This window comes from Galbitalea soli (assembly GCF_010686725.1).
Lineage (GTDB): Bacteria > Actinomycetota > Actinomycetes > Actinomycetales > Microbacteriaceae > Galbitalea > Galbitalea soli.
In genome coordinates, this window is sequence record NZ_JAAGWZ010000001.1 from 998,038 (window position 1) to 1,013,052 (window position 15,015).

The following is a 15,015-nucleotide window of genomic DNA, read 5'->3' on the forward strand; positions in this document are numbered from 1 at the left end:
CCCCGCGCCCGACACCTGTCGCACCCGGCGCGCCCGGCGTCAGTGATCCTGCGGGGGCACCTGGAACTCGAGCGTGAGTCGACGTCCGTCGTCCCACCGCAGATTGTCGACCGTGGTCTTGAGCGTCAGGTAATAGGGCGCGAGCAGGAGCAGACGCGGTCCTTCCGGCAGATCGACATCGATGCTGAGGGCGACAGCGGTGACCCCGCGCGGCGCGGCACGCAGCTCGACCAGCAGGCTTTCGCTCGACACCGTGGGGCTCTCGAGGGCACCGAGGAGCAACCCGCGCAGGGCGGCGCGCTGAGGCTCCCCCAGCTTGTCGGCGAGCCTCAGCGGATCGCTCACGGTGATGCCGGTCTCGTGCGCGATGTCGTCGAGCCAGCTGCGGTTCGCGGCGTCGACGAGTTCGGTGCGCAGGTGACGCGCGAGCTGGGCGGCGAATCCGCGATCGGCGTCCGTGATCCTGCCTGAGCGGGCGACCTGCTCGAGAAAAGGCGCGACGCGGGCGCTCAGGCGCGCCACACTCCCCGCATCTCCGCCGGTCCGACCTCGGAAGGCCTCCGGCCGCTCAGCGAGCCCGCGCAACACCGGGGCAGCGGGATGCCCCGCCTCGGCTTCCTCGGCGACGCCCGCCTCCAGGTGCCGCAGGGCCTGGCGCACGATCGTGCCGGCGAACACGATCGAGCCGACCGCGCCCACGATCACGGGACTCGCGATGATGATCACCGTTCCGATCGGCGTCCAGAAGCGCTGATAGGGCGCGAACACGATCGCGGCGATGACCATGACCTCGGCGATGAACGGGACCGAGTAGAGCAGCAGCCGTCGCACGGACGAGTACGGCGACAGGCTCGCGATCGTCGCACCCGCCGAGATCGCGGGCCACCACTGCGCCACGGGCACGCCGCCCGGGCCGGTGCCGATCGCCCCGACGACGAGCGCGATGGAGGCCACCCCGAGGGCGAGGAAGGCCTGCCGGGGGCCGAACTGCGGGCGATGGGGACGCGTGGTCCAGGTCACGACCCAGCCGGCGAGGACGAAGATCGGGATCGCCGCGAGCACCACGACGGGGTTCGCCCACTTCTGCCAGAAGAAGATCGTGATCCCCACCCCCTGACCCGCGGCAGCGACGGCGAGCACGAGTGGGAGTCGCGGACCGGTGAACCACGAGAGCGGGTCGGCCTCCTGCGGCGAGATCCTGGTGGTGTCAGTCACCGTCGCGCCTCCCCGGGGCGATCGCCCCGTCCGACCGACTGATGGGGGCGAGCAGGGGCACCGTGATGAGCACCGAGGTGCCCGTCCCGGGAGTCGACCAGATCTTGGCCCGACCGCCGACGGCTTCGATGCGCTGGATGATCGACCCCCGCACCCCCAGCCGGTCGGCAGCCACATCCGCCGGGTCGAACCCGACACCGGCATCGGTGACCGTCCAGGTGACCTCCTGGTCGGTCGAGCTCACGATGACCTCCGCGTTCGCCACCCCGGAGTGCCGCAGGATGTTCTCCAGGCACGCGCCGAGCGCGCCGACGGCCGCGTCGACCACCTCGGGCGCCATGTGCGCGACGCCGCCGCGGTCGCCCGTGACGTCGACCGTCAGACCGCGCCACTGGTAGTCGCTGATGAGAGCCGTCAGCCGGTTGCGCAGCGAGACGTCGCTCGGATCGACGGCGCCCTCGGGGGTCACGTCCATGAGGAGTTCGGCGCGGGTGAGGGTCGCCACGTCGCCGAGCATGCGGGCGGCCATCCGTTCATCGATCTCGTCCGGCCCGTTCACGACGAGAGCGAGATCGTTCAGCACCGTGTCGTGCAGCAGGGCGGAGGTGCGCTGTTGGAGCGCGCGCTCGGCCTCCTGCAGGCGCGCCTGCTGCCGGAGGCGCAGGAAGTCGGGCACCCGGCCGCGCTGCGAGCGCTGGATGAGCCAGAGTCCGAGGAACGCGGCCGAGTAGGTGATATAGGAGAGCAGCGGGCCGGCTCCGAAGTTGATGGGCTCGCCCTGCTGCAGGCTGGCAATGATGGTGACCACGACCCCGGCCAGGAACCCGGCTGTTCCCCAGGCGATGGCCGAGAGCGGTCGGCGCGACGCCGTGCCCACGACGACGAGCACCATCGCGATGCGGTTGAACAGGAACGGACCGTCGCTCTGGTCGAGGAAGGCGGGGTGCTGACCGAGCATCTCCGACAAATAGGCGTAGCAGGCGGCCGAGCCGCCGACGATGTACAGCACGAGCGTCAGTCGGGAGGTATGGAAGGCCGCGAGCGCGGTGAGGGCGAGCATGACGAGCAGGGCCGCGACCGGGATGGGGGTGTCGGCCAGGTAACCGCGCCGCGCATAGACGTTCAGGACCCCCACGAGGGTGGTCACGAGAGTGGTCGCCGAGATCGCCCACCCCGCGCGCGACAGTGCCAGCACGGTGACACCCGCCGCGACGCTGCGGGGCAGCACCGGGATCCGAGTGGCGCCTGAGTTCACGAGCTAAGACAACCACATCGGCCGGCGCGGCCGGGGCTCACGCGCGGAGCCTCAGCCGGCGCCGCCCGGGACGCTCCGGAGGAGCGCGGCGAACTGCTCGTCCGTCGCCACGATCACGATCATCACCGCGACGGTGGCGAGGAAGTACACGACGAAACCGAGGAGCGGAACCCAGAACGCCCGGCGTCCCCGCCGAGTGCGCCGCACCGCGAGCAGCACCGTCGCGAGGTACACGACGACGCTCACCACGACGAGCGCGATGCCGTACCCGAGCAGTTGCTCGGGGTGCGGCAGCACGGGGTACTTCAGGGCCCTTAGGGCCGGGTTGATGGCGTCGCCGATCGAGAGCAGGGGCCCGATCCCGGTCACCGTGTTGATGGTCGCGAGCGCGAGCAGGAAGCCGGTCACGAGGCGGTCGGCGAACAGGCCGGCCGAGCTGAGCGGCGTGCGGGCGGGCAGCGGATGACCGGCCGGCCGGCCGGCGCCGGGCATCCCCGATCCCGGCTCCTGCCGCAGCGTCTCGCCCCAGGCCGACGGCGAGCTCGCCTCCCGGGTCGTCGGCTCCGTGGCGGGCGGCCAGGGCAGCCCACGGGCGGCGGCCTGCTCGCGCGGCGACGCGTACTCGCCGTACTGCGGACGGGGGCGCGGGTCCGGCTCGCCGGGGTCGCTCATCAGCCCTGCCAATCCAGGCGTCGGGTGCGACCGCCGAGGCCGCGTTCGTCGGGGTTGCCGTCGGCGTCGCGACGCAGCTCGCGGGGCAGGGAGAACATGAGGTCCTCCTCGGCCGTGACCACGGACTCGACATCGCGATAGCCGGCGTCGGCGAGGTCGTCGAGCACCTCCTGCACGAGCACCTCGGGAACGGAGGCGCCCGAGCTCACGCCCACGGTCGCGACGCCGTCGAGCCACTCCTGCTGGATCTCGCTCGCGTAGTCGACCCGGTAGGCGGCACGCGCGCCGTTCTCGAGCGCCACATCGACCAGTCGCACGGTGTTCGAGCTGTTAGCCGATCCGACCACGATCACGAGCTCGGCCTGTTCCGCGACCTTCTTGATCGCGACCTGGCGGTTCTGGGTGGCGTAGCAGATGTCGTCGCTGGGGGGATCCTGCAGCGCCGGGAAGCGCTCACGCAGAAGGCGCACGGTCTCCATCGTCTCGTCGACGCTCAGCGTGGTCTGCGACAGCCAGACGAGATGGTCCGGGTTGCGCACCTCGATCGTGGCCACGTCGGCGGGGCTGTTCACGAGGGTGGTGCGCTCGGGAGCGTGTCCCATGGTGCCCTCGACCTCTTCGTGGCCGCGGTGGCCGATGAGCAGGATCTCGTAGTCGTCGCGCGCGAACCGGGTCGCCTCGCGGTGAACCTTCGTGACGAGGGGGCAGGTCGCGTCGATCGCATCGAGGCCGCGCGCGGCGGCGCCCTGCACGACCGCGGGCGAGACCCCGTGTGCGCTGAACACGATGTGCGCACCCTCGGGCACGTCGTCGACCTCGTCGACGAAGATCGCGCCCCTCTTCTCGAGGGTGGAGACGACGTGCACGTTGTGAACGATCTGCTTGCGCACGTAGACCGGTGCGCCGAATCGCTCGAGCGCCTTCTCCACCGCGATCACCGCGCGGTCCACTCCTGCACAGTAGCCGCGGGGTGCCGCGAGCAGCACCCGCTTCGGCCTGGTGTCGGGGATGTCCCGTAGCCTGTTACGTACCGCGGGCATCCGCGGTGTTTCGAGGCTGACGGCTGCGCCGTTGGAGATGGTGCTCACGCATCGAATTGTAGTTGGCGCGAATCCGGCGCTGCTGGGAGGCAGAACGTGACCATCGTGGATGCTCCGCCCACGGTCGACGCACCGTGGCCGGTCGCTCTCCTCTCCTCGAAGATCAAGGGCTGGATCGACAAGCTCGGCACCGCCTGGGTCGAGGGCGAGATCACCCAGTGGGGCGTGTCCGGCGGCAACGTCTACGGCAAGCTCAAAGACCTCGAGGCCGACGCGACCATCTCCTTCACCATCTGGTCGTCGGTGCGCGCCAAGATCCCCGCCGACCTGAAGCAGGGCGACCGCGTGGTCGCCCTCGTGAAGCCCAACTACTGGGTCAAGGGCGGAACGCTCACCATGCAGGTCTTCGAGATGCGGCACGTCGGTCTCGGCGACCTGCTGGAGCGCCTCGAGCGGCTGCGGCAGACCCTTCGCGCCGAGGGCCTCTTCGACGAATCGCGCAAGAAGAAGCTGCCGTTCCTCCCCCATCGCATCGGTCTCATCACGGGCCGTGACAGCGACGCCGAGAAAGACGTGCTGCGCAACGCCCAGTTGCGCTGGCCGGCGGTCGACTTCCGGATCGCCTACGCGGCCGTGCAGGGCGAGCGCGCGGTCGGCGAGGTGACGGCTGCGCTGCGCGAACTGGATGCCGACCCCTCCGTCGACGTCATCATCGTCGCGCGCGGCGGCGGCGACTTCCAGAACCTGCTCGTGTTCAGCGACGAGGGGCTGGTGCGCACCGCGGCCGCGTGCACGACGCCGATCGTGAGCGCGATCGGGCACGAGGCTGATCGACCCCTCCTCGACGACGTCGCCGACCTGCGGGCATCCACCCCCACTGACGCGGCGAAGCGCGTCGTTCCCGACGTGGCCGAGGAGATCTCGCGCGTCCAGCAGGCGCGGGCCCGCATCGGCACGCGGATGACCGGCCTCATCCGCGTCGAGATCGATCGCCTCGAGCAGCTGCGCACCCGACCCGTGCTCGCCTCCGCCGACTGGCTGGTCGACTCGCGCGCGGAGGAGCTCTCGCGCTACGTCGCCCGCAGCTCGGAGCTCGTGGAGCGCATGCTGGAGCGCGCGTCGGCGCGGGTCTCCGAACTCACTGGCCACCTGCGCGCGCTCTCGCCGCAGCGCACTCTCGACCGCGGTTACGCGATCGCTCAGCTGCCCGGTGGCGCCGCACTTCGCTCTGCCGCCGATGCGCCGAGCGGCACTCCGCTCCTCCTCACCGTCGCGGATGGGCGGTTGTCCACCGTCTCCGCCGGCGCTCTCGACGATCGTTAGGATTGATCCGTGGCTAAAGCTTCCCCCGCCGACGCGAGTTCCCTCAGCTACGAAGAGGCCCGTGACGAGCTCGTGCGAGTCGTGAACGAGCTCGAGCAGGGTTCGGCGACTCTCGAGGAGTCGCTCGCGCTCTGGGAGCGCGGGGAGGCGCTCGCCAAGCGGTGCGAGGAATGGTTGCTCGGGGCGAAGGCCCGCCTCGACGCCGCCCGCGCCGCGTCGGTGGAGTAGGTGCCGGTGTCGTCACCCCGCCCGGGCGCGAAGCCGCCCCGGATCGTCGCCGAGCTGGGTCGACCCGAGACCCCAGAGGAAGCCGCGGCCCGACGGGCCGACAACTCCCGCCGCCACCGCGAGAACCAGACGGCCCGCAATCTCGTGCTCGCCCTCCTGGCCTCGCTCGGCATCGTCTTCTTCCTCGTCGTCGTCATCGTGCGGCCGGATCAGGCGAAGACCCAGTACGTCGATTACCACGCCGCGGCGGCGCAGGCGCAGGCCGGCGTCTCCGAGCACATCGTCGACCCCGCCCTCCCCTCCGACTGGCTGGCGAACAGCGCCCAGTTGCGCCAGGCCTCGGGCAGCGCGCAGACCTGGTACATCGGTCTCATCACGCCCGACCAGAAGTATCTGGGCCTCGAACAGGGCATCGGCGCCGCCGACTCGTGGTTCACGGCGCTCCTCGGCACGACGCCCTCCACCGGCACCGCGTCCATCGCCGGCGTCACGTGGCGGGTCTACGATCAGCGGGCGGCGAACCCGGGCGGTAACTTCGCCTACGCCCTCGCAACCACCATCGGCACCAGTCGTTTCGTGCTGCACGGCACGGCGACCCGGGCCGAATTCACCCAACTCGCGACCGCGGTCGCGTCCCAGGAAAGGTAGGCAGACACGATGACCACGACACCCGCGCAGGCCTGGCAGGAGATGGTGCGCGGCAATGAGCGCTTCGTCGCGGGCACACCGAGCCACCCCCGCCAGGATGTGGAGCGGCGGACCGAACTCGCCTTCGTGCAGGAGCCGCACGCGGCCCTCTTCGGCTGCAGCGACTCCCGTCTCGCCGCCGAGATCATCTTCGACAAGGGCATCGGCGACCTGTTCGTGGTGCGGAACGCGGGCCAGGTCGCCTCCGACAGCGTCATCGGATCGCTCGAATACGCGGTCGGAGTGCTCCACGTTCCCCTCATCGTGGTGCTCGGGCACGACAGCTGCGGCGCCGTGCGCGCGGCCATCGACAGCCTCGGTCCGGATGCCGCACCGCTGCCCGCGCACATCAACAGCCTCATCGCCAAGATCCTGCCCGCCGTGCACCGGGTCGGCCACTTCCACGACGGGGTCCTCGACCCGGAGGAGACCGACAGCCAGGTCGTGGGTCGTGAGCACCTGCGCGACACGATCGCCGAGCTGCTGGAGGCCTCCGAGCTCATCAGCGACGCGATCGCCGCGGGTACGCTGGCTGTGGTGGGAGCGAACTACCGCCTGCTCGAGGGTCGCGCCGAACCCGACATCGTGGTCGGCTCCATCGACCCCGCCTGATACCCCGTTCCGCAAGAGAAAGTACAGCGCTGTGACAACCACGCCGGAATACCGCATCGAACACGACACCATGGGCGAGGTGCGGGTCCCCATCGACGCGCTCTACAGCGCCCAGACCCAGCGCGCCGTGGAGAACTTCCCCATCTCGGGGGCGGGTCTGGAGCCCGCCCAGATCGTCGCGCTCGCGCGCATCAAGAAGGCGGCGGCGCAGGCGAACGCGAGCCTGGGCATCCTGAAGGACGATGTCGCGCAGGCCATCGTGCAGGCGGCCGACACCATCATCGCGGGCGAGCACCATGACCAGTTCCCGGTGGACACCTACCAGACCGGTTCCGGCACCTCGAGCAACATGAACATCAACGAGGTGCTCGCCACGCTCGCGTCGCGGCACCTCGGCGCCCCGGTGCACCCCAACGACCAGGTGAACGCCTCGCAGTCGTCGAACGACGTGTTCCCCACCTCGGTGCACGTCGCGGTCACGGGCGCGCTTCTCAGCGAGCTGATCCCGGCGCTCGACCACCTCGCGACGGCGCTCGACGCGAAGGCCGAACTGTGGAAGTCGGTCGTCAAGTCGGGCCGCACGCACCTCATGGACGCGACGCCGGTCACCCTCGGCCAGGAGTTCGCGGGGTACGCGCGCCAGGTGCGACTCGGCATCGAGCGCGTTCAGGGCACGATCGCGCACGTGGCGGAGGTGCCGCTCGGCGGTACCGCGGTCGGCACCGGCATCAACACTCCGGCCGGCTTCCCCCAGAAGGTCATCGAGCTGCTCGCCGCCGACTCCGGCCTCCCCATCACCGAGGCGCTCGACCACTTCGAGGCGCAGGGCGCGCGCGACGGGCTCGTCGAGGCATCGGGCGCACTGCGGGTGCTGGCCGTCTCGCTCACCAAGATCTGCAACGATCTGCGCTGGATGGGATCGGGCCCGAACACGGGGCTCGGCGAGCTCAATATCCCCGACCTCCAGCCGGGCTCCTCGATCATGCCGGGCAAAGTGAACCCGGTCATCCCCGAGGCGGTTCTGCAGGTCTGCGCGCGCATCGTCGGGAACGACGCGACGATCGCCTGGGCCGGCGCGAGCGGCGCCTTCGAGCTCAACGTCGCCATCCCCGTCATGGCCAACTCTCTGCTGGAGTCCATCAGGCTGCTCGCCAACTCGAGCAGGCTCCTCGCCGACAAGACGGTGGACGGCCTGACCGCCAACGTGGGACGGGCGCTCGCGCTCGCCGAATCCTCGCCGTCGATCGTCACCCCGCTCAACCGCGTGATCGGCTACGAGGCGGCCGCGAAGGTCGCGAAGAACGCGGTCGCCGCGGGGGTCACCGTGCGCCAGTCGGTGATCGACCTCGGCTTCGTCGAGCGGGGCGAGGTCACCGAGGAGCAGTTGGACACGCTGCTCGACGTGCTCTCGATGACGCACCCGGGCTGACCCGCCGCGTCATACAGCGCGTAACACGGGGATCCGCGCGGGTAGCGTGGATCCCCGTGAGCACTCTGCAGTCCCTCCCCATCCTCGACCTCTCCCGACTCGACGGCGGCGCGGAGGAGGCCGCAGCCTTCACCCGCGAGCTGCGCGAGGTGATGCACTCGGTCGGCTTCTTCTACCTCACCGGGCACGGCGTTCCGCAGCCCCTGATCGACGAACTCCTCGCGACCTCGCGACGGTTCTTCGAGCTCCCCCTCGCTGACAAGCTCGCCATCGAGAATGTGCACAGCCCCCAGTTCCGCGGCTACACGCGCGTCGGCGGCGAGCTCACCCACGGTGACGTCGACTGGCGCGAGCAGATCGACATCGGGGTGGACCGCGATGTCCAGCCCGCCGGGGACGGCGTCGCCGACTACTGGCGGCTCGAGGGGCCGAACCTGTGGCCCGCCGCTCTCCCCGAACTGCGGGAGGTCGTCACGCGGTGGAACGACGCGCTCGGCGCGGTCTCCCTCACCCTCCTGCGCACGGTCGCGCGCTCGCTCGGCGCTCCCGAGGACGTCTTCGACGATGCCTTCGCCACGCGCCCTTCGGCCCTCATCAAGATCGTGCGCTACCCGGGCGAATCGAATCCGGAGCCCAAGCAGGGCGTCGGCGCCCATCGCGACGGCGGGGTGCTGACCCTGCTCCTCGTCGAACCGGGCAAGGGCGGACTCCAGGTCGAGCACGAGGGCGAGTGGATCGACGCCCCCTCGGTGCCGGGAGCCTTCGTGGTCAACATCGGCGAGATGCTCGAACTGGCCACCTCCGGCTACCTGAAGGCGACCCTGCATCGGGTGATCTCCCCGCTCATCGGCGATGACCGGATCTCGATCCCGTTCTTCTTCAACCCCGCCCTCGATGCCCGGATGCCGACCCTCGAGCTCGACCCGGCACTCGCCGCCGAGGCGCGCGGTCTCTCCGTCGATCCCACCAACGCCCCCATTCTGGAGACCTACGGCGACAACGCGCTGCGCTACCGGCTGCGCGCTCACCCGAACGTCGCCGAACGCCACCACGCCGACCTGCTGGCCGCGCGCGCCGCGGCCGCCGCAGCCGCCGCGACCACGGAGCCCGCGGAGAGCTAGGTGCGACGCGCGCGCGGCGGCGGGCTAGCCGGGGAGCGCCGCCGCGACGGTGAGGGCGGCCGCGGCCCAGAACCCGCCGAGCAGGTAGGGCCCGAAGGCGATACTGCCCCCTCGGCCCCGTCGAAGCAGGATGACCGCACTCACCACTCCTCCCGCGAGGAACGCGAACAGCGGCCACAGCACCGCCACCGGCCACGACCACGAGGCGAGGCCGAGCACGAAGGCGAGCTTCGCATCGCCCAGCCCCATGCCCCCGGCGAGCACCAGCCCGAGGAGGCACCCAGCGACGACGAGGGCACCGAGCAGCGGGGCGAGTGGCAGGCGTCCCGTGGTGAGCCCCTGTGCCCCCGCCGCCACGAGCCCGACCGGGATGCCCGGCAGCACGATGCCGTTCGGCAGGCGGCGCTCGCGCAGGTCGATCTCGACGAGCACCGGCGTCACCGCGGCGAGGTAGAGCAGCGGAAGCAGTTGCACGAGGCCGGGCAGCGGCGACAGCGCGGTGAGCGGTGTGACCGTGGCGGTCAGCGAGGTGACGGAGGCGGTGAGCGTGAGCACGCGGCGACCCTAGCGAGCGCGGGTGACCGGTGGGCCGGTCATCCACAGGCCGTCGGGGTGGTCGCGCCTCCCCCGCCGCCGGGCGGCTCTATGCTGGAGCAGCCACCCGAGCAGCCGATGGGCAGTCCCGTCTTCGATGTGGCCGGTTAGGTCCTCTCCCTCTTGCCGACATCACCCCTCGGGTCCTATGGCCCGCTCTTCGCGCACCCCGGCGCACCCGCGTTCGTCGCCTTCGGCTGGCTGGGTCGCATGTCGCGGGCGACCACCGGCATCAGCTCGGTGCTGCTCGTGGCCGCGGCGACGGGCAGCTACGCCCTGGGCGGCGCGGTCGCCGGAGCCGTGGTGGTCGGTGGCGCCATCGGCGGGCCGCTCTGGGCCCGGGCATCCGACGCCGTCGGCCAGCGGCGCGTGCTGCCGCTGGCGCTCGGTGCGCTCGCGCTCTCGGCCGCGGCGCTCGCCTGCGCCGTGCTCCTCGGGGCTGCGGTTCCGCTCTGGTTCGTCTTCGCCTTCCTCATCGGGGGCTCCTCCATCGACACCGGGTCGCTCGTGCGCGCCCGCTGGGCGAGCATCCTCCGCACCCAGCATGAGCGCCACACGGCGCTCGCCCTCGAGGCCGTCAACGACGAACTCGTCTACGTCGTCGGGCCCCCGTTCGCGACGCTGCTGGCCACCGTCATCGCGCCGGTCGCCGGGCTCCTCACGGGCGTCGCGGTCGCACTGCTCGGCGGTCTGGGCCTCCTCAGCCAGCGTCGAACGGCCCCGCGGCCCGCTCCCCTGTCGGCGGCCGAGCGGCGTACGCGCCGGCGCCGCCTCATGCCGCCCGGTGTGCTCGCCGTCTTCCCGCTCTACCCCGGCGTCGGCATCGCCTTCGGCTCCATCGACGTCAGCTCCGTCGGAGTGGGCAACCACGCCGGTCACCCCTGGCTCGCGGGCATCATCGTGGCGGTCTACGCCGGCGGAAGCGTCGTCGCCGGACTCGCCTTCGGCCAGCTGGGCGCGCGGTGGTCGGTGACCCGCAAGGTGATCACGGCCACGATCGCGTTCGGGATGATCATCCCCGCGCTCCTCGCCAGCCAGAGCGTGCCGCTGCTCATCGCCCTCATCTTCGCCGCGGGACTCGTCACCACCCCCGTGCTCATCTCGGGAGCATCGCTCATCGAGACCCGAGTCGACCCGGGCCGGCTCACCGAGGCGATGGCCTGGCCGCAGGTGGGACTCTCGGTCGGCGTGATCGTGGGATCGACCCTCGCGGGCGTGGTGATCGACCACGATGGCGCATTCGCGGGCTACGCGGTGGCGGCCATCGGCGCGCTCGTGGTCGCCGTGCTCGGCGTCGCGTCCGGAGTGGGGACGCGACGCCGGGCAGCGGCGGTGTGACGGCGGGTCAGGCCAGTTCGTTCGATTCGAGCATCTCGGTGACGAGCGCCGCGATCGCACTGCGCTCGGAGCGCGCCAGCGTGATGTGCGCGAACAGCGGGTGGTCCTTCAGGGTCTCGATCACTGAGGCGACCCCGTCGTGGCGGCCGACGCGGAGGTTGTCGCGCTGGGCGACGTCGTGCGTGAGCACGACCCGCGAGTTCTGGCCGATCCGGCTGAGCACCGTGAGGAGCACGTTGCGTTCGAGCGACTGCGCCTCGTCGACGATCACGAAGGCGTCATGCAGGGAGCGCCCGCGGATGTGGGTGAGCGGCAGCACCTCGAGGATGCCGCGATCGGTCACCTCGTCGAGGACGTTCTGCGACACGACCGAACCGAGCGTGTCGAAGACCGCCTGGGCCCACGGGTTCATCTTCTCGCCCGCGTCGCCCGGCAGGTAACCCAGGTCCTGGCCGCCCACGGCGTAGAGCGGACGGAACACCATGATCTTGCGGTGCTGCTGCTTCTCGAGCACGGCCTCGAGTCCCGCGCAGAGGGCGAGGGCCGACTTTCCGGTGCCGGCGCGCCCGCCGAGCGAGACGATCCCGATCTCCGGGTCGAGCAGGAGGTCGATCGCGAGTCGCTGCTCGGCACTGCGCCCGTGCAGGCCGAAGATGTCGCGATCGCCGCGCACGAGCCGCAGCTGGCCTCGGGCGGTCACGCGCCCGAGCGCCGACCCGCGGTCGGAGTGCAGCACGAGTCCGGTGTTCACCGGCAGGTCCTGCACCGCTCGCGTGGAGAGCCGCTCGTTGTCGTACAGCTGGTTCATCTGCTCGCTCGTCAGCGTGACGTCGGCCTGCCCGGTCCAGCCGGAGTCGACGGCGAGCTCGGCGCGGTACTCCTCCGCCGCGAGACCGATCGAGGCGGCCTTCACGCGCAGCGGGAGGTCTTTCGAGACGACGGTGACATCGAGGCCGTCGTTCGACAGGTTGAGCGCGACCGCGAGGATGCGCGAGTCGTTGTCACCGAGCTGGAGCCCGCTGGGCAGCACCTGCATGTTGGAGTGGTTGAGTTCGACCCGCAGCGACCCGCCGGCCTCGCCCACGGCGATGGGGAAGTCGAGTCGCTCGTGCTGCACGCGCAGTTCATCCAGATTGCGGAGCGCCTGCCGGGCGAAATAGCCGATCTCCGGATCGTTGCGCTTGGCCTCGAGTTCGGCGATGACGACGACGGGCAGAACGACCGCGTGTTCCGCGAAGCGGAAGATCGCCTTCGGATCGGAGAGCAGAACGGAGGTGTCGAGCACGTAGGTGCGTTCGGCCTGCCTCCCCTTCGCATCCGCCGACTTCGTCGGGTTCTTCTTCTGCTGCGGGTTAGCGAGCTGGGGCACGTGCACTCCATCCCCGAGTGCGATGTGCACTCGGAACAGTCTGCAAAGACGGCCACGTGCATTCCGGAACGAACTTATGTGGCCGTCCCGATCAGGCGCCTTACCTGATGTTCTCGAACCTAGGCTCCCAATGTGTCGGGGAGGGGACGACACGCTGCCCCGGTGTTTCGGGAAGATTAAACCTTGGTGGCCGAGGCGTAGCCGACGAGCGCGGCCCGCAGCATGGCGTAGCTCTCCTCGTCGGTGGAGACGTGGGCGCCCAGTCGCACGGTGCCGCCGCGCGCGGTCGTGGAGACCCCGTGGTTGTGCAGGGATGCGGTGAGCACGGTGAGCTGGTCGGGTGCCGGTTCGAGCACCACGATGCCCGCTCGCTCGCCCTCGTCGCGCGGCGAGACGACGGGAACGGCGTACTCGTCGGCGAGATCGATGATGCGCGAGACCGCCACGGCGATCTTCGCGTTGATCGCCGGAACCCCCACGTCGGCGATCTCCTCGAGCGCGGCGGCGAAGCGGGCCTCGGCGATCGCGTCCGGGTTGCTGATCGTGAAGGCCCGCACGCCACGCGTGGGCGGCAGGATCTCATCGAGGGGCATGTCGGCCGCGTCGGTGCCCGTGAATCCCGACATCACCGGGGTGAGGCGATCGAGCGCACGATCGCTGAGGGCGATGAAGCCGGTGCCCCAGCCGGCGCGAACCCACTTCTGGCCGCCGGCCGCGACCACATCGGCGAGCTCGTAGGGCGCATCGACGACGCCGAATCCCTGGATCGCGTCCACGATGAGGAGGCGGTCGCCAATGACCTGGCGGATCCCCTCCAGATCGGCGAGATAGCCCGTGCGGAAGTCGACGAGGCTCACCGCGACCGCCTCCACCGCGGGCGTCAGCTGCTCGCGCAGGTTGCCCGGCAGCACCCTTCCGTGGTCGGTCGTGAGCCAGAGCGGCTCGACGACCGTGAGCGCCTCGGCCGCACGGGCCACCGCGTAGCTGACGCTCGGAAACTCCGCGGGCGACAGCGCGACCGTGCCGGTGAGACCGAACATCGCGTGCATGAGCGCGGTGGAGGTGTTCGGCTGGAAGGCGACCTGATCGGCGCGGAACCCGGTGAGCGCGGCGATCGCGTCGCGCACCCGCTCGTCTTCGCGGAGCAGCCCCTGCAGCGAGCCGAAGCGCGCACGGCTGAGCAGCGACAGCTGGGCGGCCTCCTCCGCGACGACGGTGGCGCCGGGCGGACCGACCCGTGCGAAGTCGAGGTAGCCGGGCTCCTCGCTGAACGAGCTGATGTACTGCTCGAGATCGGTCACGTGCCGAACCTCCGCTGGCGCTTCGCGTAGTCGCGCACGGCCCGGAGGAAGTCGACCTCCCGCAGATCCGGGTAGTACGCCTCCACGAAGTAGAACTCGCTGTGCGCGCTCTGCCAGAGCATGAAGTCGCTGAGGCGCTGCTCGCCCGAGGTGCGGATAAGCAGGTCGGGGTCGGGCTGGCCCCCCGTGTAGAGGTGATCGGCGATGAGGTCGGGCGTGAGCAGTTCGGCCAGCTCCTCGAGCGACATCTCGCCGCCGTGACTGCGCAGGATGCTCCGCATCGCGTCCGCGATCTCGCGGCGTCCCCCGTAGCCCACGGCCAGGTTGACGTGCAGCCCGGTGTGCGCCGCCGTGCGCGACTCCGCGTCGGCGAGCGCGGTCACGAGTCCGTGCGGCAGCCCCTCGATCCGGCCGACGTGCTGAACGCGCCAGTCGCCGTTGCGGGAGAGGTCGTCCGCCAGCTCGGTGATGATCTCGAACAGCTCGGCGAGCTCGTCGCTCGGCCGGCCGCCCAGATTGTCGGAGGAGAGCAGGTAGAGCGTCACCACCTCGATGCCCAGCTCGTCGCACCAGACCAGGAACTCGCGGATCTTCGCCGCACCCGCTCGGTGGCCGTGGGCGGCCGATTCGAGCGCCCGCTGCTTGGCCCAGCGGCGGTTGCCGTCGACGATCATCGCGACGTGCTTCGGGATGTCCTTGCCGACGAGCCAGCGGCGCAGACGTCTCTGGTACACGTCGTACAGCAGGCCTCGCCCGAGCGGCAGATCCCTCTGTTTCACACTGGCTACGCTAGTCCACACCGCACGCCCAGCCCGTCGATTCGGCGCCGGT

General features: G+C 70.7%; 15 protein-coding genes. 7 read left to right on the plus strand and 8 right to left on the minus strand.

The window, feature by feature from the left end; translation table 11 throughout:
• Positions 1–39: 39 nt before the first annotated feature.
• The 4 genes from G3T37_RS04675 to G3T37_RS04690 are packed head-to-tail and all read right to left on the minus strand — an operon-like array spanning position 40 to position 4,182.
• Positions 40–1,215 carry a hypothetical protein gene (locus G3T37_RS04675; RefSeq protein WP_163472273.1) on the minus strand — a complete coding sequence of 392 codons (1,176 nt, stop codon included), beginning with the start codon at positions 1,213–1,215 and terminating at the stop codon, positions 40–42.
• Entirely contained in the window at positions 1,208–2,470 is a 1,263-nt protein-coding gene (locus tag G3T37_RS04680) for a sensor histidine kinase (RefSeq protein WP_163472274.1), read from the minus strand. Before G3T37_RS04680 ends, G3T37_RS04675 begins: the two co-directional genes overlap by 8 nt.
• 51 nt (positions 2,471–2,521) lie before the next feature.
• Complete coding sequence (locus G3T37_RS04685; RefSeq protein WP_163472275.1) at positions 2,522–3,142, minus strand: DUF6264 family protein; 621 nt, start codon at positions 3,140–3,142, stop codon at positions 2,522–2,524.
• Positions 3,142–4,182 (minus strand): 4-hydroxy-3-methylbut-2-enyl diphosphate reductase, encoded by a 1,041-nt coding sequence (locus tag G3T37_RS04690; RefSeq protein WP_163472594.1) that lies wholly within the window; start codon positions 4,180–4,182, stop codon positions 3,142–3,144. The genes G3T37_RS04685 and G3T37_RS04690 overlap by 1 nt, the downstream gene beginning before the upstream one ends.
• A gap of 96 nt (positions 4,183–4,278) precedes the next feature.
• Between G3T37_RS04690 and xseA the strand changes: the two genes are divergently transcribed.
• Genes xseA through G3T37_RS04720 form a run of 6 tightly spaced genes read left to right on the plus strand, consistent with a single transcriptional unit; the run spans position 4,279 to position 9,582 of the window.
• Positions 4,279–5,505, plus strand: a complete 1,227-nt coding sequence (gene xseA, locus G3T37_RS04695; RefSeq protein WP_163472276.1) for an exodeoxyribonuclease VII large subunit — start codon at positions 4,279–4,281, stop codon at positions 5,503–5,505.
• Between the two features lie 9 nt (positions 5,506–5,514).
• On the plus strand, positions 5,515–5,733 hold the full coding sequence (locus tag G3T37_RS04700; RefSeq protein WP_163472277.1) for an exodeoxyribonuclease VII small subunit: 219 nt from the start codon (positions 5,515–5,517) through the stop codon (positions 5,731–5,733).
• 6 nt (positions 5,734–5,739) lie between these two features.
• On the plus strand, positions 5,740–6,381 hold the full coding sequence (locus G3T37_RS04705) for a DUF4245 family protein (RefSeq protein ID WP_163472278.1): 642 nt from the start codon (positions 5,740–5,742) through the stop codon (positions 6,379–6,381).
• 9 nt (positions 6,382–6,390) lie between these two features.
• Positions 6,391–7,032: a carbonic anhydrase gene (locus G3T37_RS04710; RefSeq protein WP_206673785.1), complete on the plus strand. Its 642-nt coding sequence runs from the start codon at positions 6,391–6,393 to the stop codon at positions 7,030–7,032.
• Between the two features lie 31 nt (positions 7,033–7,063).
• Entirely contained in the window at positions 7,064–8,461 is a 1,398-nt protein-coding gene (locus tag G3T37_RS04715; RefSeq protein WP_163472279.1) for an aspartate ammonia-lyase, read from the plus strand.
• Between the two features lie 56 nt (positions 8,462–8,517).
• On the plus strand, positions 8,518–9,582 hold the full coding sequence (locus tag G3T37_RS04720) for a 2-oxoglutarate and iron-dependent oxygenase domain-containing protein (protein ID WP_163472280.1): 1,065 nt from the start codon (positions 8,518–8,520) through the stop codon (positions 9,580–9,582).
• A gap of 24 nt (positions 9,583–9,606) precedes the next feature.
• Here the strand turns inward: G3T37_RS04720 and G3T37_RS04725 are convergent, their stop codons facing one another.
• Positions 9,607–10,137 (minus strand): prepilin peptidase, encoded by a 531-nt coding sequence (locus G3T37_RS04725; RefSeq protein WP_163472281.1) that lies wholly within the window; start codon positions 10,135–10,137, stop codon positions 9,607–9,609.
• A gap of 162 nt (positions 10,138–10,299) precedes the next feature.
• Here G3T37_RS04725 and G3T37_RS04730 point away from each other — a divergent pair, with 162 nt between their 5' ends.
• Positions 10,300–11,514, plus strand: a complete 1,215-nt coding sequence (locus G3T37_RS04730; RefSeq protein WP_163472282.1) for an MFS transporter — start codon at positions 10,300–10,302, stop codon at positions 11,512–11,514.
• Between the two features lie 7 nt (positions 11,515–11,521).
• Here the strand turns inward: G3T37_RS04730 and G3T37_RS04735 are convergent, their stop codons facing one another.
• The 3 genes from G3T37_RS04735 to G3T37_RS04745 form a co-directional block, all read right to left on the minus strand.
• Positions 11,522–12,883 carry a PhoH family protein gene (locus tag G3T37_RS04735; RefSeq protein WP_338401180.1) on the minus strand — a complete coding sequence of 454 codons (1,362 nt, stop codon included), beginning with the start codon at positions 12,881–12,883 and terminating at the stop codon, positions 11,522–11,524.
• Positions 12,884–13,059: 176 nt separating this feature from the next.
• Positions 13,060–14,184: an aminotransferase class V-fold PLP-dependent enzyme gene (locus G3T37_RS04740; protein ID WP_163472283.1), complete on the minus strand. Its 1,125-nt coding sequence runs from the start codon at positions 14,182–14,184 to the stop codon at positions 13,060–13,062.
• The gene (locus G3T37_RS04745) at positions 14,181–14,963 is read right to left on the minus strand and encodes an isoprenyl transferase (protein WP_163472284.1); all 783 of its coding nucleotides are present in this window, start codon (positions 14,961–14,963) and stop codon (positions 14,181–14,183) included. The genes G3T37_RS04740 and G3T37_RS04745 overlap by 4 nt, the downstream gene beginning before the upstream one ends.
• Between the last annotated feature and the right edge of the window lie 52 nt (positions 14,964–15,015).

What these genes read in the sequence shown, in the direction of transcription:
- G3T37_RS04690 (WP_163472594.1), bottom strand. Translation starts at nt 4,182, where the DNA reads ATGCCCGCGGTACGTAACAGGCTACGGGACATCCCCGACACCAGGCCG.
- G3T37_RS04710 (WP_206673785.1), top strand. Translation starts at nt 6,391, where the DNA reads ATGACCACGACACCCGCGCAGGCCTGGCAGGAGATGGTGCGCGGCAAT.
- G3T37_RS04685 (WP_163472275.1), bottom strand. Translation starts at nt 3,142, where the DNA reads ATGAGCGACCCCGGCGAGCCGGACCCGCGCCCCCGTCCGCAGTACGGC.